General features: G+C 72.2%; 20 protein-coding genes and 1 pseudogene. 7 read left to right on the forward strand and 14 right to left on the reverse strand.

All coding sequences use genetic code 11. The annotated features are described in order from the left end of the window. Positions 1-39: 39 nt before the first annotated feature. The 7 genes from ACWCRD_RS38630 to ACWCRD_RS38660 form a co-directional block, all read right to left on the reverse strand. Positions 40-1,332, reverse strand: a complete 1,293-nt coding sequence (locus ACWCRD_RS38630; protein ID WP_450970360.1) for a hypothetical protein — start codon at positions 1,330-1,332, stop codon at positions 40-42. Next, positions 1,329-2,408: a neocarzinostatin apoprotein domain-containing protein gene (locus tag ACWCRD_RS38635; protein WP_450970361.1), complete on the reverse strand. Its 1,080-nt coding sequence runs from the start codon at positions 2,406-2,408 to the stop codon at positions 1,329-1,331. Before ACWCRD_RS38635 ends, ACWCRD_RS38630 begins: the two co-directional genes overlap by 4 nt. Beyond that, positions 2,405-3,241 carry a hypothetical protein gene (locus tag ACWCRD_RS38640; protein WP_450970362.1) on the reverse strand — a complete coding sequence of 279 codons (837 nt, stop codon included), beginning with the start codon at positions 3,239-3,241 and terminating at the stop codon, positions 2,405-2,407. The genes ACWCRD_RS38635 and ACWCRD_RS38640 overlap by 4 nt, the downstream gene beginning before the upstream one ends. A 143-nt stretch (positions 3,242-3,384) precedes the next feature. Beyond that, the gene (locus ACWCRD_RS38645; RefSeq protein ID WP_450970363.1) at positions 3,385-4,074 is read right to left on the reverse strand and encodes an LPXTG cell wall anchor domain-containing protein; all 690 of its coding nucleotides are present in this window, start codon (positions 4,072-4,074) and stop codon (positions 3,385-3,387) included. A 183-nt stretch (positions 4,075-4,257) separates the two neighbouring features. Beyond that, positions 4,258-5,520: a serine--tRNA ligase gene (serS, locus tag ACWCRD_RS38650; RefSeq protein ID WP_450970364.1), complete on the reverse strand. Its 1,263-nt coding sequence runs from the start codon at positions 5,518-5,520 to the stop codon at positions 4,258-4,260. A 294-nt stretch (positions 5,521-5,814) separates the two neighbouring features. Then, on the reverse strand, positions 5,815-6,342 hold the full coding sequence (locus tag ACWCRD_RS38655) for an ATP-binding protein (protein WP_450970365.1): 528 nt from the start codon (positions 6,340-6,342) through the stop codon (positions 5,815-5,817). A gap of 260 nt (positions 6,343-6,602) precedes the next feature. Then, positions 6,603-6,980, reverse strand: a complete 378-nt coding sequence (locus ACWCRD_RS38660) for an STAS domain-containing protein (protein WP_450970418.1) — start codon at positions 6,978-6,980, stop codon at positions 6,603-6,605. A 238-nt stretch (positions 6,981-7,218) separates the two neighbouring features. Here ACWCRD_RS38660 and ACWCRD_RS38665 point away from each other — a divergent pair, with 238 nt between their 5' ends. Continuing rightward, entirely contained in the window at positions 7,219-8,148 is a 930-nt protein-coding gene (locus tag ACWCRD_RS38665) for an RNA polymerase sigma factor SigF (RefSeq protein ID WP_450970366.1), read from the forward strand. 199 nt (positions 8,149-8,347) lie between these two features. Continuing rightward, complete coding sequence (locus ACWCRD_RS38670) at positions 8,348-9,937, forward strand: ricin-type beta-trefoil lectin domain protein (protein ID WP_450970367.1); 1,590 nt, start codon at positions 8,348-8,350, stop codon at positions 9,935-9,937. A 13-nt stretch (positions 9,938-9,950) separates the two neighbouring features. On the opposite strand, the gene hutI is transcribed toward ACWCRD_RS38670, so the two are convergent. Genes hutI through hutU form a run of 4 tightly spaced genes read right to left on the reverse strand, consistent with a single transcriptional unit; the run spans position 9,951 to position 15,704 of the window. Next, positions 9,951-11,123 carry an imidazolonepropionase gene (gene hutI / locus ACWCRD_RS38675; protein ID WP_450970368.1) on the reverse strand — a complete coding sequence of 391 codons (1,173 nt, stop codon included), beginning with the start codon at positions 11,121-11,123 and terminating at the stop codon, positions 9,951-9,953. A gap of 38 nt (positions 11,124-11,161) precedes the next feature. Then, positions 11,162-12,523 carry a formimidoylglutamate deiminase gene (locus ACWCRD_RS38680; protein WP_450970369.1) on the reverse strand — a complete coding sequence of 454 codons (1,362 nt, stop codon included), beginning with the start codon at positions 12,521-12,523 and terminating at the stop codon, positions 11,162-11,164. Then, entirely contained in the window at positions 12,520-14,043 is a 1,524-nt protein-coding gene (locus ACWCRD_RS38685) for an allantoate amidohydrolase (RefSeq protein ID WP_450970370.1), read from the reverse strand. The genes ACWCRD_RS38680 and ACWCRD_RS38685 overlap by 4 nt, the downstream gene beginning before the upstream one ends. Next, on the reverse strand, positions 14,040-15,704 hold the full coding sequence (gene hutU / locus ACWCRD_RS38690; protein ID WP_450970371.1) for a urocanate hydratase: 1,665 nt from the start codon (positions 15,702-15,704) through the stop codon (positions 14,040-14,042). Before hutU ends, ACWCRD_RS38685 begins: the two co-directional genes overlap by 4 nt. Before the next feature lie 147 nt (positions 15,705-15,851). On the opposite strand from hutU, the gene ACWCRD_RS38695 reads away from it, so the two are divergent. The 5 genes from ACWCRD_RS38695 to ACWCRD_RS38715 all read left to right on the forward strand — a co-directional run bounded on the left by ACWCRD_RS38695 (position 15,852) and on the right by ACWCRD_RS38715 (position 19,590). After that, positions 15,852-17,231, forward strand: coding sequence for a diaminopimelate decarboxylase (locus tag ACWCRD_RS38695; RefSeq protein ID WP_450970372.1), 1,380 nt, complete (start codon positions 15,852-15,854; stop codon positions 17,229-17,231). Positions 17,232-17,400: 169 nt separating this feature from the next. After that, positions 17,401-17,808: a hypothetical protein gene (locus ACWCRD_RS38700; protein WP_450970373.1), complete on the forward strand. Its 408-nt coding sequence runs from the start codon at positions 17,401-17,403 to the stop codon at positions 17,806-17,808. Continuing rightward, positions 17,805-18,662, forward strand: a complete 858-nt coding sequence (locus ACWCRD_RS38705) for a transcriptional regulator (protein ID WP_450970374.1) — start codon at positions 17,805-17,807, stop codon at positions 18,660-18,662. Before ACWCRD_RS38700 ends, ACWCRD_RS38705 begins: the two co-directional genes overlap by 4 nt. 22 nt (positions 18,663-18,684) lie before the next feature. After that, entirely contained in the window at positions 18,685-19,194 is a 510-nt protein-coding gene (locus ACWCRD_RS38710; protein ID WP_450970375.1) for a roadblock/LC7 domain-containing protein, read from the forward strand. A 21-nt stretch (positions 19,195-19,215) separates the two neighbouring features. After that, positions 19,216-19,590 carry a hypothetical protein gene (locus tag ACWCRD_RS38715; protein ID WP_450970376.1) on the forward strand — a complete coding sequence of 125 codons (375 nt, stop codon included), beginning with the start codon at positions 19,216-19,218 and terminating at the stop codon, positions 19,588-19,590. 9 nt (positions 19,591-19,599) lie between these two features. Here ACWCRD_RS38715 and ACWCRD_RS38720 read toward each other — a convergent pair. The 3 genes and pseudogenes from ACWCRD_RS38720 to ACWCRD_RS38730 all read right to left on the reverse strand — a co-directional run bounded on the left by ACWCRD_RS38720 (position 19,600) and on the right by ACWCRD_RS38730 (position 22,659). Beyond that, a pseudogene (locus tag ACWCRD_RS38720) lies at positions 19,600-20,219 on the reverse strand (hypothetical protein). Positions 20,220-20,284: 65 nt separating this feature from the next. Further along, positions 20,285-21,145, reverse strand: a complete 861-nt coding sequence (locus tag ACWCRD_RS38725) for a MurR/RpiR family transcriptional regulator (protein WP_450970377.1) — start codon at positions 21,143-21,145, stop codon at positions 20,285-20,287. Further along, positions 21,142-22,659: an aromatic amino acid ammonia-lyase gene (locus tag ACWCRD_RS38730; protein ID WP_450970378.1), complete on the reverse strand. Its 1,518-nt coding sequence runs from the start codon at positions 22,657-22,659 to the stop codon at positions 21,142-21,144. Before ACWCRD_RS38730 ends, ACWCRD_RS38725 begins: the two co-directional genes overlap by 4 nt. Positions 22,660-22,743: the final 84 nt, after the last annotated feature.

A 22,743-nucleotide genomic window follows, 5' to 3' on the forward strand; every position in this document is an offset into this window, starting at 1 on the left:
GAGGGCCACTGCACCGCGGTGGCCCTCTTTGTCATCGGGCTAACTGCTCCTCCGCTTCGGCAGGAACGTGAAGACCGCTGCGCCCAGCAACACCGCGGTGCCCGCCACCAGGCCCAGTGCCTTCAGGGCGCCGTGATCGTTCGAACCCGTCTCCGCCAGGCCGCCGCTCGACGACCCGCTGGATGACGAGCCGCCGGAAGTCGACGAACCGCCCGACGCGCCGCTCGCCTGCTGTGTCGTGTCCAGGGTCAGGGAGACCTCGGTCCTGTCGGGCTTGCAGGTGGTCGTCGTGCCCAGGGCGTTGATCGTGAGGACGCCCGGGGACAGGGTCGACCTGCCGTCCGCGCCCGGTTTGTAGGTGCCCGTCAGGTCGGAAATCTCGATGGGTTCGCCGGACTTGATGTCCTTGGAGTTCGTCGGGCCCTCGACGTGCACCGTGCCCTTGTCGGCGCCGCCCAGGACCACCTCCATCGACGGCTTGACCGAGCCCTTGGGGATGTCGGCCGGGCTGTCCATCACGGACTTCTTGAACCGCACGGTGAGGTCGAAACTCCCGCCGTCCTTCTTGGCGTTGATCTGGATGGGCGAGGTCGCCTTCTTCTCGCCGATGGGCGACTGGCAGGTGTACGGGATCTCGACCTGCTTGCCGGTGAAGTCGGTCTGGTCGCTGCCGGTGCCGTCACTGGCGGAAGCGGAGGCCGACGCGGACGGCGAGGCGGACTGGGAGGCCGAGTCCGTCGGCTGCGGTGTCGTGCTCGACGAGCTTCCGCCGCCCGGCGACACCTGGATCGTCGCCGCCTTCTGCACCGTCTCCTTCGGCGTGCACTTGGTGTCGGTGGACATGGCGTTGACGGTGTACGCGTCCGGAGTCAGCGTCACCTCGCCCGGTGCCGTCAGCTTCAGGCTGCCCTTCATGTCGGACAGCACCATGGCGCCGCCCTTGGGGATGGCGGGGTTCGTGCGGGTGCCCTGCATCGCGATGTCGGCGGCCTGCGCGCCGGCCGCCTTCAACACCCCGGACGGCTGCACCGAGTTGGCGGGCAGGTCGATGATGTCCGGGTTCTTGGAGGCGGCCTGGACGAACTTCCATACGACGTCCACCGTGTCGCCCACCTTCGCCGTGGCCGGCGCGGTGATCTCGACCTTCGTGGTGCCGTCGACAGGGGTGATGCCCGCGGGCGGCACGCAGTGCGTCGCGAACGACACCTCCGCGGCCTGCGCGGGCCCGGCGGCCAGGCCCAGCAGGATGCCTGCCGAGCCCAGTACCAGGGCGGCGCCCGCCGCACCCGCTCTCCCGCTGCCGACCGGTGTGACTCTCCTGCGCTTTCTCACGGGGGTCCCTTCCTGGTGGGAGTCGTAGGACTCGTCGGGCTGTCGTCGTGGTGCGGTGCGGAGAGCCGACCGGCCGTGCCCGGATCGGAGTCCGGGGTGAACCACGGCAGGGTCGAGTTCGAGGGGGGCTCCTGAGCCGCCTTGGGGCTGAACTTCGGCATGCGCAGGGCCAGTTCGGGCAGGCGGAGTCCCCGGTGCCGGAGACCGCCGGCGCGGCGCGGCCGTACCCGGTCCACGATCGCCATCCCGGCGCGGAACAGCGCGGCCGGCACGACCACGCAGACCAGCAGCCAGAACAGGGTCACGCCCCACGGGCGGCCCACGCCCCAGGGCTGCTCGGCGAGGACCCTCCCGCTGTACTTGAGGGAGACGGAGTAGTCGCCGTGCGCTCCGGCCGTCAGCTCGACGGGGAGTTTGATCTCCGCCTTCTTGCCGGGTGCGATGGTGCCGCGCCACTCCTGGTCCTCCCACTGCGGGGCGAACACGCCGTGGGAGGTGCCGAGTTGGAAGACCGGGTTCTTGATCGCGGTGGTGCCGGCGTTGCCGACGGTGAAGACGAGGGTGCGGGTGGGCGGCGCGCCGAACCAGGTGAGCAGGCCGCTCGCCCCGTCGAGCCGGGTGTCCGTGAGGACCGACAGCCGCCCGCCGGACGGCTCGGCGGGCAGCGGTTCGACGGCGTGTCCGGCCACCTGGAAGACCGCGTCCGCCTGCGCTTTCGCGCCCTCGACCGTCGCCACGTGCACCACGCACGGACACGGCACCGGCGGCTCAGCGACCGGCAGCTTCTTGCTGAAGGAGCCCTTGGCGTCGGTGGTGACGGCCCTTCCGTCCGAGTTGGCGCAGGAGTTGGTGCCGCCGATCACGCCCCGGGACGGGGTCGCCTGCCCGCAGACCAGCATCATCAGCAGGGCGTTCGGCCGCCAGCCGCTGCCGCTGACGGTGATCGAACCGCCGGTGCCGGCCTGGGACCGGGAGAGCCCGACGGTCGGCCCGTCCGCCGCAGCCGTGCCCGCCAGGGGCAGCAGGAGCAGCGCGAGCACCACCGGCAAGGCCGTGATCCGCAGCTTGCCGTTCACGTCACCGCTCCCGTCAACTCGACTTCCTTACCCGGGCATTCGAGCGCCTCGCCGTCGCCCGTACGGCGCCCACGACGTCGTGGACCTCGTACGAGAAGCAGTGCGCCCCCCGCCACCACCGCACCCGCGGCTCCCGTCACCGCTCCCCACGGCACGAAGAGCGCCGCCACGCCGGCCGAGTCGCGCGCACCGCCCGCCGCCGTCACGGTCAGCCGGACGTCGACCGAGTCCAGGGCAGGGCGGTCGGACCAGGGCTCGGCGAGACGAAGGCGCTGCCCGGGCCTCAGGCGGACCGGCAGCGCCCGCGGGGCCCGGTCGAGGACCGGCCCGAAGACGCCGTCGACATGCACGGCAAGGCTCGGCACGAGCACCGTGGTGCCGCGATTGACCAGGTCATACGTGATGCGCCTACCCCGCACGGCCACGTGCTCCACGGTCAGCGCGGACAGCACCGGTCCACCCGTCCGCAGCCGCACGGGAACCACTGCCCGGCGGCCGTCCTGGTCCCGCGCGACGATCTCGCCACCGCGATCATCACGCGCACTCACGGCGAACGGCACGTCGGCCCGCGTACGGGCGGGCACCCGCACCTGCTCGGCGGCAAAGGTGACCGGAACCCCGCTGCCGCTCAGCCGCACCGTGACCGCCCGCCCACTCCGGTTGACCACGGACACCGCATCCTGCAGCACCGCTCCGGGCGCTCCCTCGGCGTAGAAGGCCGGCCGCGACCCCCCGGCGGGCACGAGCGCCCAACCATCGGCGGCGGAGGCCGACGGGGCAGCGATCACGACCAGCAACAGAGACCCGAACAGGACACGAGCAGCAGACGACATCCGGCGGCTCCAGTGGTCGTGCGGACGGCGCTTCGGCACCACCCTGAAGGGGAGCGCCCCATCAGGAGCGCGGGGAACTGCGCGACCAGCCACGACGAAGCCGCAGACGACCGGCGGCGCATCGCGGCACAGCCGACGAACCGTTACCGCCGGGCTGTCTGATTCCGCCGAGTCACCCACAACGCCCCCGCGACTCCGGCAAGGAGCACCGTGCCGCCAAGCGTCCCCAGCGCGACGGCGGAGTCATCAGGCCCGGTCTGCGGCAGGGAACCGCCGGAATCCGCACCGCCCTGACCACCCCCGGCGGAGCCCCCGGCAGCCGTCACATCAAGGCTGAGTGCCGGCCCCGGACTGTTCGACGGCGTGCAGGTGGTCGTCGTACCGAGCGCCTTGATCGTCAGAATGCCCGGCGTGAAGGTGACCTTCCCGGTCTTCTTCGGCGTGTACGTGCCCGTCAAGTCGTTGATCTTGATGGGGGTGTTGGCGGGGATCGCCGCCTGGTTGGCGGGCCCGGAGACGGACACCGTGCCGCTGTCGGCGCCGCCCAGCACGATGGTGGCGCTCGGGTTCATCGCGCCCTTGCCCAGTTCGACCGGGCTGGAGGAGACGCCCTTCTGCCACGACATGGTGAGCTTGTAGGCGCTGCCGCTCTTGACGCTCTTGACGCTCTTGATGTCGATGGGCGAGACGGCACTCTTGTTGCCGATCGGCGTCTTGCACTGGTAGTTGACGTCGACGACCGTGGCCTCGGCTGCGGGGGCGGCGAGCAGCACCGCCGAGCCGGCCAGGGCCGCGGCGGACGCGAGCGCGGCGGTTCGATTCCGGTACGACACGGTTCCGCTCCCTCTTCGAGATCCTCGGGTTCCTCCGCCAATTCCTGACGGCACATCAGATTCGGCCGTCAAGGTACGCCCGGCGTCCTGAGGAGGGAAGAGAAGGTGCGCGCCGGAGTTGTGGGGATCCGGCGCGCACGGGAGGGGGTTCGAGTGGAGGGGGTGACCGCGGGTAACCCCGGGCTAGTGCGTCCGCAGGACGTCCGGCGCTCCCCACCGCCGCAGCACCTCCGGCACCGCCACCGTGCCGTCCGCCCGCTGGTGCTGCTCCAGGAGCGCGGGCAGCAGACGGCTGGTGGCGAGGCCCGAGGCGTTGAGGGTGTGCAGGTAGGCCGGTTTGCCGCCGCCGGTCGGGCGATAACGCATGGCCCCGCGTCGCGCCTGGTAGTCGCGGGCGTTCGACACCGAGCTGACCTCGGCGTACGCCCCCAGGCTCGGCAGCCAGACCTCCACGTCGTACGTCTTGGCCTGGGCGGGGCTGGTGTCCCCGGCCGCGAGTTTGGTGACGCGGTAGTGCAGGCCGAGTCCGGCGACCAACTCCTCGGCGCGGGCGAGCAGTTCCAGCTGGGCGGCCTCCGAGTCCCCGGGGCGCGTGTACTGGAACAGCTCGACCTTGTTGAACTGGTGGCCGCGCAGGGTGCCCCGGTCCGCGGTGCGGTGGGCGCCGCTCTCCTTGCGGTAACAGGGCGTGTAGGCGACGTACCTGAGCGGCAGGACCCGCTCGTCGAGGGTCTCGCCGCGGTGCAGGTTGGCCAGGGCGGTCTCGGCGGTGGGGAGGAGGAAGTGCTCGTCCACGCGGAAGACCTCGTCGGCGAACTTCGGGAACTGTCCGGCCGTATAGCCCGCTTCACGGGTGAGCAGGTGCGGCGGCAGCACGAATTCGTAGCCCGCCCGGCGGTGGGTGTCGAGGAAGTGGTTGAGCAGCGCCCACTCCAGGGCGGCGCCGTCGCCCCGGTAGATCCAGTAGCCGCTGCCCGCGAGCGCCGCGCCCCGCCGGTGGTCGACGAGGCCGAGGTCCTGGGCGAGCTGTACATGGTCCTTGGGCGCGAAGCCGAACGCGGGCGGGGCGCCCACGGCCCGTACGACCTGGTTGTTCTGCTTGCCGCCCGCGACGACGTCGTCGTCCGGGAGGTTGGGCAGGGCGTCGAGGAAGTCCTGGTGCCGCCGTGCCAGCCGGTCGAGCCCGGCCTCGGCCTCCGTCAGCCGGTCGGCCAGGGCCCCGGCAGCGGCCCGGAGCTCCTCGGCGGCCTCGCCGGCCCGCCGTCGTGCGGCGATGTCCGCCGAGATGCGCCGGCGCTCGCCGCGCAGCCGCTCCACGGCCGTCCGGGCCTCGTGGAAGGCGGCGTCCAAGGCGAGGAAGGCCGGGATGTCGGCGTCCACGGCGCGCTTGCGCAGGGCGTCGCGGACGGTGTCGGGGTGCTGTCGGATGAGGGTGACGTCGAGCATGGTGCGCGCTCCGTCCGGTTCTGCCGGAGCGGCACGCGCCGCCCCGGGGGTGGTCCCTCGGGGCGTGGGCGAGAGGGTGCTCGCGGTGCCACCACGCCTTCACCGTCGTACGCAACCAAAGCTCACGGCCGTACGACGGTCTCGTTGCGGCCCGATGACGGGGGCCGGCCGGCGGGGCATTTCCTCCCCGCACTCGGGAGTGGATTCGCCCTGGCCCGCATGGACCCCGGCTACTTGTCTCCGTCAGCGCGTTGCAGACAAGGGTAGGCAGCGGGTCCGGGCCCGCCAAGCCGATTACCCCGGAGCGCCGAGCTCCGCCCACACGGTCTTGCCGGTCACGCCCGGTGTCCGGACGACACCCCAGTCCAGACACAGCCGCTGCACGATGAACATGCCGTGCCCGCCGGGGCGGCCCGCGCGGTGCGGGGTGCGGGGTGCCGGCTGGCCGGAGCCCTTGTCCGAGACCTCGATGCGGATGACCTTGTTGTCGCAGGCGATCCACAGCTGCTCTGGGCCCTCGGCGTGCAGACAGGCGTTGGTGACCAGCTCGGAGACGACGAGCAGCACGTCCTCGGCGGCGGCCCGCTGGTCGGCCGTGGCGGCGGGCAGCCAGCCCCACGCGTACAGCGCCTGGCGGGTGAAGTCGCGGGCGAGCGGCACGACACCGCTCTCGCCGTCGAAGTCCAGCCTGCGGGCCTGGCCGCCGCCCGCGGACGACACGGGCGCAGCCGACGACAGAGCCTCGCCGCCCTCGGACGCCCCGGAAGCGCCGCTCGGCTCCGGGCCGCGGTCGCCCGGCGAGTAAGGCCGGGTGGTGCTCATCAGCGCTTCACCTCACCGATTCACCGATTCACCAGTTCACGATTCAAGAGTCAGTACGTACCTCGACGGTGGATCCGCCGCTGTGCCGCCGGACACATTGCTGCCGACACGTTCAGGATGTCCCTGCCGACAGGATGTCTCCTGCCCGACCGAACCGGCGGAACACCCCCCTATTCGACCCGGAGGGCGCGAGGCCCGGAAAAGGCCGGTCACACAGGGGTGAGTGGGGCAGGACACGGGGTCGGGCGCGGCGGCCGGGCTCAGCCGGATTCCTGGGCCAGGGCCGCCTCGAGCGTGTCATGGACGGTGAAGACCGCTTCCGCCCCGGTGATCTCGAAGACGCGCGCCACCACGGGCTGCATCCCCGCGAGATGCACTCCGCCCCCCGCTGCCTCCGCCTTCAGGCGTGCGCCGAGCAGCACGTTGAGTCCGGTGGAGTCGCAGAACTCCAGCCGTGTGCAGTCCACCACCAGCCGGCTGAATCCCTTGGTGAGGCATTCCTCGAGTGGCTCACGCAACAGATCGGCGGTGTGGTGATCCAACTCACCCACCGGGGTCACTACGGCGCTGGAGCCCTCTTCCCTGACCTCCACCAGTAGCCGGCCAGACTGTGTGCTGCCGACCGTCCCGCGGTCCATGCCGTCTTTCTCCCGACGTCGTGGCTGCTGACTCACGCCCTCGAACACTACGCCTTCCTCACACTCTCCGACACCCGAACAACCGCACGCAAACGGACATATACCTACAGAACGCACTTGCGATGAACGTGGGAAAGCGGGTAGGGCTAGTAGACATACGTAACCGACCACGGCCGGCTTTGGAGGCGCCGCACACCGCAGTGCACGCACTGGCTTCGGCAGCCATATGCCGAGAACGATGGAGGACATCATGTCACCCCGGCTCGACGCATCGCATACCCAGGAGGCGACGTCGACATCCCCTCCGGAACATCTGGATCCCATCGAGAGCATCGAGAGCAACGACCCAGACACGCTTGCCGGGCTGGCAGGCCTTCCGGAGATCCCCCCGTACGACGAAGTGGGACCGGTAGACGCACGCGCGCTCTCCAAGACCCTCTTCGAGCGCCTTGAGTCCCTCGAGGAAGGCACGTACGAATACTCGTACGTCCGCAACACCCTCGTCGAGCTCAACCTCGCGCTGGTCAAGTTCGCCGCCTCCCGCTTCCGCTCACGGAGCGAGCCGATGGAGGACATCATCCAGGTCGGCACGATCGGCCTGATCAAGGCGATCGACCGGTTCGAACTGGCGCGGGGTGTCGAGTTCCCCACGTTCGCCATGCCGACCATCGTCGGCGAGATCAAGCGGTTCTTCCGCGACACCTCGTGGTCCGTGCGCGTACCGCGCAGGCTGCAGGAGCTCCGGCTCGACCTGGCCAAGGCCGGTGACGAGCTGGCCCAGAAGCTCGACCGGGCGCCGACGGTTGCGGAACTCGCCGAGCGCCTCGAGCTGACGAAGGAAGAGGTCGTCGAGGGCATGGCGGCGTCGAACGCGTACACCGCCTCCTCGCTGGACGCCCAGCCCGAGGAGGACGACGCCGAGGGCGCGCTGGCGGACCGGATCGGCTACGAGGACCACGGACTCGAAGGCGTCGAGTACGTCGAGTCGTTGAAGCCGCTGATCGCCGAACTCCCGCCCCGGGACCGGCAGATCCTGTCCCTGCGGTTCGTCGCGGGCCTGACCCAGTCCGAGATCGGCGACGAGCTCGGCATCTCGCAGATGCATGTGTCGCGGCTGCTGTCGCGGACGCTGACGCGGTTGCGCAAGGGCCTGACCCTCGAGGAGTGACGGTCCAGGGGTGACGGTCTTCCCACCCCCGTTTTTCTGAGCGCGGTCCGTCCGGTTGCCGGGCGGGCCGCGCTCAGGCGTCCCCGGTGTTACCCACAGAAACTCTTTCCCCAGAGGTTTCCATCCATCACTATGGGCCCCCATACCCGCCGGTCGGTCAGAATCCCGGCGGGCTGCAAGGGTGCAAGGAGGCGGGCGGATGGCTCGGGCCGACGGGACCGACAAGGGAGTCGAGACCGGGGACGGCCGGGGGTCCGGGGGCATCCCCCGGACAGAGGTGCATGCGGGCGCGTCCGACGCGCGGCTGACCGAACTGCTGCGCACCAGCGCCCCGACCCTCTACCCGGCTCTGCAGGAACTCCGCGCCCGGCATCAGCCGTCGGTCCTCGACTACGCCCGGCTGTGCACGACGAGCGAGTCCGCCGCACGCGACCTGGCCACACAGGCGTTCACCCTGGCGGCCCGGCAGACGGCACGCGGCACCGAACCGCTGGTCCCCGTCCGTCTTCACCTCCTGCTGCTGACCGGGCGCCTGGCCGCCTCCTGGCCGGCCGAAGGGCGGGCGGGCGGTCTCGACCCGGGGCTGCTGCTCGCCCTGACCGCGGCGGGCTCCGACCTCCCCGTCCCGCCCATGCTCACCGCCTTCCGGTCCCTTCCGTCCCGTGCCCAGGGCCTCGTCTGGTACGGCGTCGTGGAGCAGGAGGCGGAGGACAGGACGGCGGCCTTCCTCGGTCTGACCCGCGAGGACGTGGGCCACGAGACCGCCTCCGCCCTCCAGGCCATGGGCCAGGCGTGTCTGCGTTCCCGGCTGGCCGCCTCGGCCGACCCGCGCTGCGGCAACTTCGGCCGGCTGATCGAGGAGTCGGTACGGCCGCACAGCCCGCGCACCAGCGCCGACCTGCAGGCGCACATGGTGCACTGCGCCCACTGCACGACGGCCTACGAGGAACTGTCGGCCCTGCGCGACGCGCCCCGCACCGCGCTGGCCGAGGGCATGCTGCCATGGGCCGGCAAGGCGTATGTCACGACGCCCGAGGCGCCGCGCCCCAAGGCCCGTGCGGACGTCACGCCGTGGCCTCCGTCCCGGCGCCTCCTGCTGACCTCGGTCGCTGTCGGCGTGGCCCTGGCGCCCCTGATCGTCTTCCTGCTCTCCCAGGCCGCTTCGCCGTCCTCGCCGCCCCAGGAGGCGGCGGGCGCGGTGGGTACGCCGACGATCCCGACGCAGGTCACGGTCACGGCGACGGTCTCCGCCGTCCCTTCGCCGTCGCCGTCACCTTCGGCGAAGAGCAAGTCGCCGTCACCGACGCGGAGTTCAGCACCGTCCAAGCGACCCTCCAAGTCGCCTTCGAAGTCTCCGAAGCCCTCCCCCTCGCCCACCCACGCCCCGGACGGCACGTTCGCGCAGATCGTGAACGTCGCCACCGGGCGGTGCCTGGACGTCCGCGACGGCGACTTCCAGGACGGCACGGACGTCCTCACTGCCCCCTGCTCCACCTCCCGCACCCAGCGCTGGCGCGTCGACTCCGGGCGCGGGGTGGTGCAGTCCTTGGCCGACCCGGACTTCTGCCTGGACAGCCGGGGTGATGTGGACAGGGGCGTGGGCATCTGGGAGTGCGACTCGGTGTACAGCAGGAACGGCCAGAACCTCATGTTCATGGTGGACGCCGACGGGGTGGTCCGGCCCGCGATCGCCATCGAGACGGCGCTGACTCCGTACTGGGGCGACGGGCTGTCGCTGCGACCGCTGGACGGCGGTGCCGAGCAGCGCTGGCGGGCGGGGGCCTCCTGACCGGGAAGCCCGGTCAGACTTCCCGGACGCCCCGCCGCCACACCCCGGTCACCAGCGGCACACCCGGCCGGTAGGCGAGGTGGACGTGGCTCGGGGCGTCAAGGGTGACGAGGTCCGCGCGGGCGCCGGGGCTCAGGCGGCCGACGTCGTCCCGGCGCAGGGCCCGGGCACCGCCCGCGGTGGCCGACCAGACCGCCTCGTCCGGGGTCATCCCCATGTCCCGTACCGCGAGGGCGATGCAGAAGGGGACGGAGGAGGTGAAGGACGAGCCCGGGTTGCAGTCGGTGGAGAGGGCGACGGTGGCGCCCGCGTCGAGGAGACGGCGGGCGTCGGGCCACTCGGCGCGGGTGGAGAACTCGGCGCCGGGCAGCAGGGTGGCGACCGTGGCGCTGCCCGCGAGCGCGTCCACGTCCGCGTCCGTGAGATGGGTGCAGTGGTCGGCGCTTGCGGCATCGAGCTCGACCGCCAGCTGGACGCCGGGGCCGTAGGAGAGCTGGTTGGCGTGGATGCGCGGGTGCAGGCCCCTGGCCTTGCCCGCGGTGAGGATCGCGCGGGCCTGGTCGCCGTCGAAGGCGCCCTTCTCGCAGAAGACGTCGATCCAACGCGCGTACGGCGCACAGGCGTCGAGCATCTCGCCGGTGACCAGGGCGACATAGCCGGCGGGGTCGTCGGCGTAGTCGGGGGACACGATGTGGGCGCCGAGGTAGGTGACCTCGTCGGTGTGGGCGGCGGCGATGCGCAGGGCGCGGGACTCGTCCTCGGTGGTCAGGCCGTAGCCGGACTTCGTCTCGAAGGTCGTGGTGCCCTGGCGGAGCGCCTCGGCGAGGTAGCGGGTGAGGTTGGCCTCCAGCTCCTCGTCGCTCGCGGCGCGGGTGGCGGCGACGGTGGTGCGGATGCCGCCCGCGCTGTACGACCGTCCGGACATCCGGGCGTTGAACTCCTGCGTCCGGTCGCCCGCGAAGACCAGGTGGGAGTGCGAGTCGACGAAGCCGGGCAGGACCGCCCGGCCGCCGGCGTCGACCCGGTTGTCAGTGGCGGGTGCTTTGCTTGATTCACCGGTCCACGCGATGCGGTCGCCGTCGATGACGAGCGCCGCGTCCTGGATCAGTCCGAGGGGGGAGCCGTCACCGAGGGAGGGGTCGTTGGTGACCAGCGTGGCGATGTTGGTGATGACGGTGCTGCTCATCGTCGTGTCCTCGTGGGTGGCCGGACGGGGGATGGTGGTCAGCCGCGCAGGGCTTCGACGGCTTGTGCCAGGGCCTGCGGCACATCCGGTACGAGCGCGTGCGCGCCGTCTCGTACGACGTGCCGACCGCCCACGACCGTATGCCGTACGTCGGCCGCGCTCGCGGCGAATACGGCGGTCTCGGCACCGAGCCTGGACAGCGGCCCCGCTGTCCTGACGGAGTCGAGCGCGATCGTCGTGAGGTCGGCGAGGGCGCCCGGTTCGATCCTGCCCGCCTCGTCCCAGCCGAGGGCGGCGTGACCGTCGGCCGAGGCCGCGCGCAGCAGTGCCGCGGCGGTCCAGTGGCCGCGGCTGCGGGTGCGCAGGCGCTCGTTGAGCTCCATCGCGCGGGCCTCTTCGAGCAGGTCGATGACGGCGTGGCTGTCGGAGCCCAGGGAGAGCGGGGAGCCCTCGTTCTGCAGGGCGGCGGCCGGTCCGATGCCGTCCGCGAGGTCCCGTTCGGTCGTCGGGCACATGCAGGTGCCGGTGCCGGAGCCGCCGATGAGGGAGATGTCCTCGGCGGTGAGGTGGGTGTTGTGGACGCCGGTGGTGCGCGGGCCGAGCACCCCGTGCAGGGCGAGGAGCTGGGTCGGGGTGCACCCGTGGACCTCCAGGCACGCCTCGTTCTCGGCGGTCTGCTCCGACAGGTGCACGTGGAGCGGGGCCCGCCGCTCCTCGGCCCACCGCGCCACGGTCGCCAACTGGTCCGCGGGCACGGCCCGTACGGAGTGGATCGCCGCACCGATCCGCGCGTGATCCCGTTCCTTGAGAACTGAACAGCGTTCCGCCCAGGCCTCCGCGCTGCCGTCGGAGAAGCGCAGCTGGTGGGTGTTGGGGGGCTCGCCGCCGGGCCGGTTCGAGAGGCCGGAGGAGAGGTAGAGGGTGTCGAGGAGGGTGATGCGGATACCGGCGTCGGCGGCGGCCGCGATGAGGGCCTCGCCCATGGCGTTGGGGTCGGCGTAGGGGGTGCCGCCACGCGCGTGGTGGACGTAGTGGAACTCGCCGACGGAGGTGACGCCCGCCAGCGCCATCTCGGCGTACACGGCGCGGGCGAGCGCGTGATAGGTCTCCGGGGTCAGCCTGTCGGCGACCGAGTACATGACCTCGCGCCAGGTCCAGAAGGTGCCGGAGCCGACCTGGACGGTGGAGCGCAGGGCGCGGTGGAAGGCGTGCGAGTGGGCGTTCGCCAGCCCGGGCAGCGTGAGTCCGCGCAGGATCTCGGCGCCCGGAGGCGGGGCGGGCACGTCGGTGCGGACGGCGGTGATGCGGCCGTCGGCGACGTCGAGGGCGACTTTCGGCTCGACGTGGGTGTCGAGCCAGGCGTGCTCCAGCCAGTACGTCCGCGTGCGGGGGTGCGTCACCTGCAGGCCAGCCCTTCCAGTACGTCGGCGAGTGCGAGCACCCCGGCCACGCAGTCGTCCTCGGCGGCGAACTCGGCCGGGGAGTGCGAGACACCCGTGGGGTTGCGCACGAACAGCATGGCGGTCGGGATGCTCCCGGAGAGGATTCCGGCGTCGTGTCCGGCACCGGTACCCAGCACGGGCACCGTGATGTCGGTGTCCTTGCCGAGGATGCGGGCCAGCTCGTCGCGCAGGGCGTGGTCGAACTCGACGACGGGCGTGAAGGACTCCCGGACCACGTCGAGGTCGATGCCGTGGGCGGCGGCGTACTCACGAGCGGCGTTCTCGATCCCGCCGACCACGGCGTCGAGGCGCTCCTGGTCCTCGGCGCGGGAGTCGAGCCAGCCGCGCACGAGCGAGGGGATGGCGTTGACACCGTTCGGCTCGACGGCGATCTTGCCGAAGGTGGCTACGGCACCGGCGAGTTCGGCCTCCCGGCGGGCGGCGAGCACGGTCTCGGCGTACGACAGCATGGGGTCGCGCCGGTCGACGAGACGGGTCGTGCCGGCGTGGTTGGCCTCGCCCCGGAAGTCGAACCGCCAGCGGCCGTGCGGCCAGATGGCGCTGGCGATGCCGACGCGGTCGCCGGACAGGTCGAGCGCCCGGCCCTGCTCGACGTGCAGCTCGACGAAGGCGCCGATCCGCCCGAGCCTCTCCGGGTCGGCCCCGATGGCGTCGGGATCGTAGCCGGCGGCCTCCATGGCCTTGGGCAGGCTGATCCCGTCCCCGTCGGTCAGCTTGTGGGCGTTCTCGACGGTGAGCTGTCCGGCGGTGAGCCGCGACCCGACACAGGCCAGCCCGAACCGGGCGCCCTCCTCGTCACCGAAGTTGACGATGGCGAGCGGCTTGCGGAACTCCACTCCCCTGCCGCGGAGTTCGTCGAGAGCGGCAAAGGAGGACACGACGCCCAGGGGACCGTCGAAGGCGCCCCCGTCGGGCACGGAGTCAAGATGCGACCCCGTGACCACGGCGTCCCCGGCCCCCGGATCCCCGACCCAGGCCCACTGATTCCCGTTCCGGTCGACCTCGTACACCAACCCACGTGCCCGGGCCTGCTCCTTGAACCAGGCCCGACACTCGACATCGGCCCCGGTCCAGGCGAACCGCCGGTACCCACGGGACTCGGCATGCCGCCCGATGGGAAGCAACTCCCGCCACATGGAGTGGAACGAGCCACCACCGCCAGGCTGCGAGGCGCCCGCCTGTCCAGACTGCGGGGCGTCAGCCGGCCCAGGCTGCTGGGCATCAGACCGCCCAGGCTGTCGGGCCTCAGACCGTCCAGGCTGCGAGGCGCCCGCCTGTCCAGACTGCGGGGCGTCAGCCGGCCCAGGCTGCTGGGGCTGCGGGGCGTCAGGCCCTCCAGGCTGTGGGCAGTCGTTCCGCAGGGCGGAACGGGTGGACACAGCCGAAGCCGCAGTCGGCGACGAGACCTCAGCCCCCACCGGACGGTTGCCGCGCCGCTCATCTCCCGGAAGGGTCACGCGTCGTCACCCTCGCGCATGGGAACCCGCACGCCCCGCTCGTCGGCGACCGACTCGGCGATGTCGTACCCGGCGTCGACATGCCGGATGACACCCATCCCGGGGTCGTTCGTCAGCACCCGGCGGATCTTCTCGCCCGCCAGCTTCGTACCGTCGGCGACGGACACCTGCCCCGCGTGGATGGACCGGCCCATGCCCACACCGCCACCGTGGTGGATGGACACCCAGGACGCACCCGACGCCACGTTCACCATCGCGTTCAGCAGCGGCCAGTCGGCGATCGCGTCCGAGCCGTCGAGCATGGCCTCGGTCTCGCGGTACGGAGACGCCACGGACCCGCAGTCCAGATGATCCCGCCCGATGGCCAGCGGAGCCGCCAGCTCACCGGAGGCCACCATGTCGTTGAACCGCTCCCCGGCCTTGTCCCGCTCGCCGTAGCCGAGCCAGCAGATACGCGCGGGCAGCCCCTGGAAGTGGACCCGCTCCCCCGCCATCTTGATCCAGCGCGCGAGGGACTCGTTCTCCGGGAAGAGGTCCAGGATCGCCTTGTCGGTCTTCGCGATGTCGGACGCCTCACCGGACAGCGCGGCCCACCGGAAGGGCCCCTTGCCCTCGCAGAACAGCGGCCGGATGTACGCCGGCACAAAGCCGGGGAACGCGAACGCCCGCTCGTACCCGGCGAGTTGGGCCTCGCCGCGGATCGAGTTGCCGTAGTCGAAGACCTCCGCGCCGGCATCCATGAAGCCGACCATCGCCTCGACGTGCCTGGCCATCGACTCCCGCGCGCGCACCGTGAACCCGGCCGGGTCCTTCGCCGCCGCGTCCGCCATGTCGTCGAAGTCGATGCCCAGCGGCAGATACGACAGCGGGTCGTGGGCGGAGGTCTGGTCGGTGACGATGTCGATGGGGGCGGATTCGGCGAGCATGCGGGGCAGCAGTTCGGCGGCGTTGCCCAGCAGGCCGATGGAGAGCGGGCGGCGCGCGTCGCGGGCCTCGACCGCGAGCTGGAGGGCGTGCTCCAGGCTGTCGGCCTTCACGTCCAGGTACCGGTGCTCGATGCGGCGCTCGATGGCACGCGGGTCGCAGTCGATACAGATGGCGACGCCGTCGTTCATGGTCACGGCGAGGGGCTGGGCGCCGCCCATGCCGCCGAGTCCGGCCGTCAGCGTGATGGTCCCGGCGAGGGTGCCGTCGAACTTCTTGGCGGCGACGGCGGCGAAGGTCTCGTAGGTGCCCTGGAGGATGCCCTGGGTGCCGATGTAGATCCAGGAGCCGGCGGTCATCTGCCCGTACATGGTCAGGCCGAGGGCCTCCAGACGGCGGAACTCCTCCCAGTTGGCCCAGTCGCCGACCAGGTTGGAGTTGGCGATGAGGACGCGCGGGGCCCATTCGTGGGTCTGCATGACACCGACCGGGCGGCCGGACTGGACCAGCATGGTCTCGTCCTGCTTCAGCCCCTTCAGGGTCCGCACCATGGCGTCGAAGGAGCGCCAGTCGCGGGCGGCCTTGCCGGTGCCGCCGTAGACGACGAGCTTGTCGGGGTGCTCGGCGACCTCTGGGTCGAGGTTGTTCTGCAGCATCCGCAGGGCGGCTTCCTGCTGCCATCCCAGGGCGCTCAGTTCCGTGCCGCGCGGTGCTCGGACGGGGCGGGGTCCTGACATGGTCTGCCTCCTAGCGGATTGTTGCTGCCGTTATTCACATCCTGACGTCCTGAATAGAACTAGTCAATACATCCGCGGGCCAGCATGCGCCCGCCGCAGATGTTTGGCTGGAAGCACAGGCACGGACGGCGAGGAACGGGGGACGTCATGGACGGCAGGTACGGCAGGGACGGGGACGGGGCCGAGCGGTCGGCCCGGCGTGACGACGCGGTGCGGGCCGCCGTGGAGCAGGGGCTGCTGGGGCCCGGCACCCCCATCGTCGGCCTGCTCGACGTCACCGGCATCCGGGAGGCGGCCGCCGAGCTGCGGGCGGCGTTCGACGCGGTCACGGCGCCCGGCACCCCCGTGCTGCACGCCTTCGCGGTGAAGGCGACGCCGCTGGTGCCGGTGCTGCGGCTGCTGGGCACCGAGGGGATCGGCGCGGAGGTGGCGAGCCCGGGCGAGCTGGCGCTGGCGCGGGCGGCGGGCGTGCCGCCGAACCGCACGGTCCTGGACTCGCCCGCGAAGACCCCGGCCGAGCTGCGCGAGGCGCTGGCGCTGGGCATCGCCGTGAACGCGGACAATCCGCAGGAGCTGGACCGCATCGACGCCCTGATGCGGTCGGCAAACAGCCGCTCCCCGCTGGGGATCCGGGTGAACCCGCAGGTCGGCGGGGGTTCCATCGAGGCGACGTCGACCGCGACGGCGACCTCGAAGTTCGGGGTGGCGCTGCGCGACGAGGGGGCGCGGGAGTGGGTCGTACGGGCGTATGCGGATCGCCCGTGGCTGCGTCGGCTGCATGCGCACACCGGGTCGCAGGGCATTCCGCTCTCGCTGATGGCGCAGGGCGTGGCCGAGACGTATGCGCTCGCCGAGGAGATCAACCGGCGGCTGGGGCGCCCGCAGATCGACACCCTGGACATCGGCGGCGGGCTGCCGGTGAACTTCGGCTCGGACGACACGACACCGACGTACGCGCAGTACGCGCGGCTGCTGAGCGAGGCGGTGCCGGGACTGTTCGACGGGCGGTACGGGCTGGTCACCGAGTTCGGGCGGTCGTTGCTGGCCAAGCACGGCACGGTGGTGGCGCGGGTGGAGTACGCCAAGAGCGCGGGCGGGCGGCCGGTCGCGGTCACGCACGCGGGCGTGCAGGTGGCGACGCGGACGGTGTACGCGCCGGGCGCCTGGCCGCTCAGGATCGCCGCCTACGACGGCAAGGGGCGCCCCAAGGAGGGCCCGGCGGTCGTGCAGGACGTGGCGGGGCCGGCCTGCTTCTCGGGCGACCTGCTGGCGGAGGGGCGGGCGCTGCCGCTGCTGGAGCAAGGGGACTACGCGGCGGCGCTGGACACGGGGGCGTACTACTTCGCGCACCACTACGCGTACAACTCCCTTGCGCGGCCCGGGATCTACGGCTTCGCGCCGGACGGGGCCGGAGGCGTCGCCTTCGCGACCGTCCGGGAGCCGCAGAGCCTCGACGAGATCGTGGCCGAGTCGGGAGGGGCGCACGCGGACTCGCTCACCACCCTCCGGACGCCTGACCACCATTGACGTACGCCGATGGATCTGATGGTCAACTGGGCGTGAATCAAGGCAAGTTGACCTACCTTAGTCCCTCGCCGCATGTTCCACTGGAAAATGCCAGAATGCTCACCCCTCGCGCACACGTTGCGTAGTTTCGGCGTCACTCAGCCGAACCGCAGGCGGGAGGGGAGCCACGGTGCCCGGAATCGACGAGTGTCTGCTGGAAGCGATGCGACTGCCCGGTGCCCGGGGGGCCGCACTGATCGACTGGATGAGCGGGCTGGCCCTGGGCACCGTCGGCGAGTCTCCTGGCGGCGACCGGGAGGCGGCCGCGGTGGAGGCCGCCGAGATCGCCCGGCTGGCCGCCGAGCAGCGTGCGTTCGCGCCGGACGACGATCCGGACGACGGCGCGGCCGCCGACGCGGATCCGCCGGTCGAGGACCTGATCGTCAGCAACCGGGACAGTTATCACGTGCTGCGGTTCGTGGGGGCCTCCTTCGACGGCAGTGTGTTCCTGCACCTGTGGCTGGCCCGCGCGGAGGGCAACCTGGCGCTGGCCCGCATCCGGCTGGGCGAGATGGCCGAACGGCTGGTGCTGGCATGACCGCCGTCCGGACGGCCGAACCCCCGCGTCTGCCCGTGCGCACCAAGACCGCGGCCGGTGAGCGGGGGTGGGGCGGTGTCTCGCCGATGCTGACCCGGCTCGCCGCCGAGCGGGCCACCGGCGTGCTGGTCCGCGAGCGCGGCACCCTCCACCTGGCCGAGGGCCTGGTCGTACACGCCGAGAGCCCGTACGCACCCGGCCTGGGCACCCTCCTCACGGCCCACGGCACGCTCGCCCCCGAGGCCTGGCAGCGTGCGCTCACGGAGGCGGACGACGGTCACGGCGTCGGCGGCCACCTCGTCGAGGGCGGCCATCTCGCCTCCGGGGCACTGGAGTTGTGCCGGCTGACGGCCCTGTACGACGCCGCGTACTTCGCCCTCGCCCCCAGCAGCACACCCGGCCGCTTCCGCTACGGCACCGCTCACCCGCTCGGCCCGGTCCACCCGGTCCCGGTGGCCGCCCTGGAGCACGAGACGCTGCGCCGCCGCGACCTCCTCCACCGCATCTGGCCGGATCCGAGGACCGACGAGGCCCCCCTGATCCGCGCGGACCCCGTGGCGGCCCCCGCCCTCACCCGCCGCCAGCAGACGGTGCTGGACCGGGTGAACGGCGTGCGCACGGCGCCCGACATCGCCCGCGAACTGGGCCGTCCGGCCTTCCACACCCTGGTGGACGTGCGGCGGCTGACGGCGGCAGGGGTCGTGTCGCCGCGGCCCGGACCGGCACAGCCGAAGCCGGCCCAGCCACCGGTCGCCGGCGGTGGCTCGCCGCCGGCGGCCGGCCCCGAACAGCTGCCGCCCGATCCCCACACCATCTTGCTGAAGAGGCTCAGGGATGCGCTGGAGGCCCTTTGACTGGTTCGAGAGGAGACACCGGATGGCTGCCGACCCCCACATCCTCGAGGAGCTGCGCCGTCTGAGAGCCCGCGTCCCCCAGCTCACCGGCGCCCTCGCGACCGGCCTCGACGGGCGCGTCCTCGCCCACGACACCCCGGGCGTCGAGCCGAACGGCATGGCCGCGCTCGTCGAGACCGCGCACGGAGCAGCGGTGAAGCTGGCGGACGCGACGGGACAGGGCGAGTTCCGCGAACTGCTCGTGCGGGGTGTGTACGGCTATGTGGCGACGTACGCGGCGGGCGGCGCAGCCGTGCTGACGCTGCTCGCCCAGGACCGCGTGAACCTCGGCCGGCTCCTCCTGGAGGGCCGCCGGGCGGCCGCCCGCATCGGCGAGCTCGGCGACAGCCGTACGACACCCGCCCACCAGAGCAGTCCGGCCAGGGAGGGCAGGGCGGCCAGACCGGAGACCAAACCGGCCGCCACAAGGACCAGAACCCCGCGCGCAGCACGCAGCACGACCACCAACGCGCGCACCACCACGGAAAGTTGAGAGGAACCGAGGAGCACAGTCATGGCCAACACCGAAACCGCGCTGAAAGAGGCGCTCGCCTCCATCGAGGGCGCCACCGGCGTCGCGCTCGTCGACTACACCAGCGGCATGGCGCTGGGCACGATGGGCGGCAGCAAGAGCTTCGACCTGAATGTCGCCGCCGCCGGCAACACCGATGTCGTCCGCGCCAAGATGCGCACCATGGAGCACCTCGGGCTGAAGGGCCAGATCGAGGACATCCTGATCACGCTGAACGATCAGTACCACCTGATCCGCCTGATCAGCGGTCGCGGCGGCAACGGTCTCTTCCTGTACCTGGTGCTGGACGCCAAGAGGTCCAACCTGGCGATGGCCCGCCACCAGCTGAGGAAGATCGAGGAGGAGCTCGAAGTCTGACCGTCCGTCTCACTGGACGAGCGCCGCGGTGCGGCGCCGCGCTCCGCCCGGAGCCGCGTCGCCCGCCGCGATGCCCGTGCTGCGGTACGCCTTGACGGCCTGGCCTTGCCGGCCGGGCGGCCGCCGTTCGCGGCGAGCCAGTCGACGCGCACCCACAGCAGGGCGTCGTCGGCCCGTTCACGCCGCCCGAGCCAGGCGGCCTTCAGCCGCAGCCCGGTACCGCACCCGGCGAGCAGCATGCCCCCGGCGGCGGGCACCGCGAACGCGCTGCCCACGGCCGCCGCGAAGGCGAGCAGCAGCCACCAGCGGTGCCCGCGGCGCCAGTTGCGCACGCTCACCGCGCGGTCCTGGAGCACGTCGTGCCTGCCGGCCCGGGCGGCCGCCCGGGCGAGACCGGCGTACCGTCTGCGCCGCGCGGTCGAGACGACCGCCACGGCGAGGATGAACAGCACGGCTCCCGACATCACGCCGATCCGCCGCCCGGTCAGCCCCGGCACCAGCACCCCTGCACCCGCCGCGAACACCCCGGCCCACCACAGGGGTGCGGCTCCGGCCCGTACGACGACGGCCACCCGAGCCAGACCCTGGGCTCTGCCTTCTCCGCGTGCCACGTCCGTCTCCCGTCTCATGTCTGTGCGGCATCCGTGAGACGCACGCTAACGAGGCAACGTGAGACGAATCTGAAAACATGGGCCTACTCCACGAACAGCCCCCGCGCCGCCGCCCGTGCGTCGAACTCCTCCAGACGGGCCTGCGCGTCCGGCAGGTCGTCGCACATCGCCTCCAGCAGGACGCGGCCGAGCAGCATCGGCGCGCAGGCGGTGTCGAAGGCGAGGCCCGTGCCGACGGCGGCGGGCAGGAGCAGGTCGGAGACCTTGGCGACCGGTGCGAAGGCCGAGTCGGCGACCGTCACCACCGTCAGGCCGGCCTCCTTCGCGAAGGCCAGCGTGTCCACGACCTCGCGCGGATGCCGGGGCAGCGCGAAGCACAGCAGCGCCGTCGCCCCGGCCCGTACGGCGGCCTCGATGCGGTCCTGGATCATCGTGCCGCCCTCGTTCAGCAGCCGTACGTCCGGGTGGACCTTGGCGGCGAAGTAGCCGAAGCCGTAGGCCTGGGAGGCGGCGGCGCGCAGCCCGAGGACGGGCAGCGGGCGGGAGGCCGCCAGCAGCCGGCCCGCCTTCTGCACGGGCCGGGGGTCGGCCAGCAGCTCCGCGAGGTGCCGCAGGTTCTCGATCTCGGCCTCCACGGCCTGCTGGTACTCGTTGTACGAGCCGGCGTCCGCGGCCTGTTCGGCGGGGGCGACCTCGCGCAGGTGCTTGCGCAGCGCCGGGTAGCCGTCGAAGCCGAGGGCGACGGCGAAGCGGGTCACGGACGGCTGGCTGACCCCGGCCAGTTCGGCCAGCTCCACGCTGGACAGGAACGGCACGTCGGCGGCGCGCCGCACCATGCTGTGCGCGATGCGCCGCTGGGTCGGCGTCAGCCGGTGCCCCTCGAAGAGCGCCTGCAGCCGCCCCGCCGGACTGTCCACCACGCTCGGTTCCCTCTCCGTGCTCATGACCCGCTCCCCCTCCAGATGTCCGTGAACCGGTCCAGCAGTGCGGCCGCCGCCGTCACGTCGTCCGTGAGCGGCCGGTCGGCCTGGTCGGCCGCCAGCACCGACTCGGCGAGCTCCAGCGCCCGGCCCACCGGGAGGTCCGGTTCGGGCCGCAGGTCGCGTTGGCGCAAGGCGCGTACGGCGGCGACCAGTTCGCAGCCCACGACGAGACGGTACGCGCGGCAGGCGCGCAGTGTCTGACGTGCGGCGAGCGAGGCGAAGCTGGCCTGTTCCTCGACGCCCCGGGAGAGTACAGCGTGTCCGAGCGAGGCGGGGGCGGAGAAGGCCCGCAGATCACCGAGGGCGGCCCCGGCGGCGTATTCGAGGATCATCACGCCGGAGGAGGCGGGCGCCTCGTCGGCGAGGAAGGGCCGCAGCCGGGTGAAGGCGGGCTCGTTGAGCGTGGACAGGCGCGAGGTCGACAGGCGGGCGACCTGGGTGAGGGCCAGCCTGAAGTGGTCCAGGGCGAGGGCGAGTTGGGCCTGGTAGAAGCCGCCGTGGTGGTAGGCGGCCATGTCCTCGGGTGAGATCAGGGGGTTCTCGGCGGCCGCGTTGATCTCGATCGCGACGACCTCCTCCAGGTCGTCCGCCGCGTCCAGCGCCGGGCCGTGGATCTGGGGCAGACAGCGGAAGCCGTACGGGTCCTGGATCCGGCCGAGGGGAGGCGTGGGCCGGTCCGCGGCGCCGATCAGCTGCCGCATCCGGCGGGCGACCTCGCTGGAGCCCCGGTGCGGGCGGGCGGCGTGCACGGGGGCGGCGTACGCCTCGTGCGAGCCGTCGACGGCCAGCAGGGAGAGGGCGGCGACGACCTGGGTGGCCTGCACGAGGCCGCGCAGTTCATGCAGGGCTAGGGCGGACTGGCCGAGGGTGAGGGCGTTGCTGCTGATGAAGGCCAGTGCGTCGTTGTTGTCGAGGGGCTGGGGCTTGGGCGCGTTCGGCCCCCGCCAGGGGTGCTCCCCGGCGAGCGCGAGGCCCGCCTGCGCCAGGGCCGCGATGTCGCCGGTGCCGACCGAGCCGAACTCGTTGACGACCGGGTGCGCCCCGCTCTCCAGCGCCTCGCACAGCGCGGTGACGACGGTGGGCCTGAGACCTGCGCCGCCCGCGAGGAGCTGGTTGGCGCGGACGGCGAGCATCGCCCGCACCTCCCGCGCCGGCAGCTCCTCGCCGATCGCGCCGGCATGGCTGCGCAGCAGCCGCAGCCCGTGCTCGGCGGCCGCCTCGGTGGGCACGTCCTCGTTCCGGTTGGCGCCCACGCCGGTGGAGCGGCCGTAGACGCGTCCGGTCGCGGCGATCTGCCGGGCGGCGTCCCAGGACTCCTCGACGCGCCGCATCGCCTCGCTCCCGGGGACGGGCCGCGCGGTCCCGTCGGCGAGGTGCACGACGTCCGCGACGCCGAGACCGACCCCGTCGAGGACGACGAGACCGGCGCCGCCGGAGAACGCCGCAGGCGGCGCGTCCACGATCCGAGACGACATAAAGCCCCAAGCTCCCCTCAATCCGGACACTCGATCTTGCTGTTCGGTCATCCGTTACCTCGGATTAACACCAACCCGTTGACA

The organism is Streptomyces sp. NPDC002092 (genome assembly GCF_053593775.1).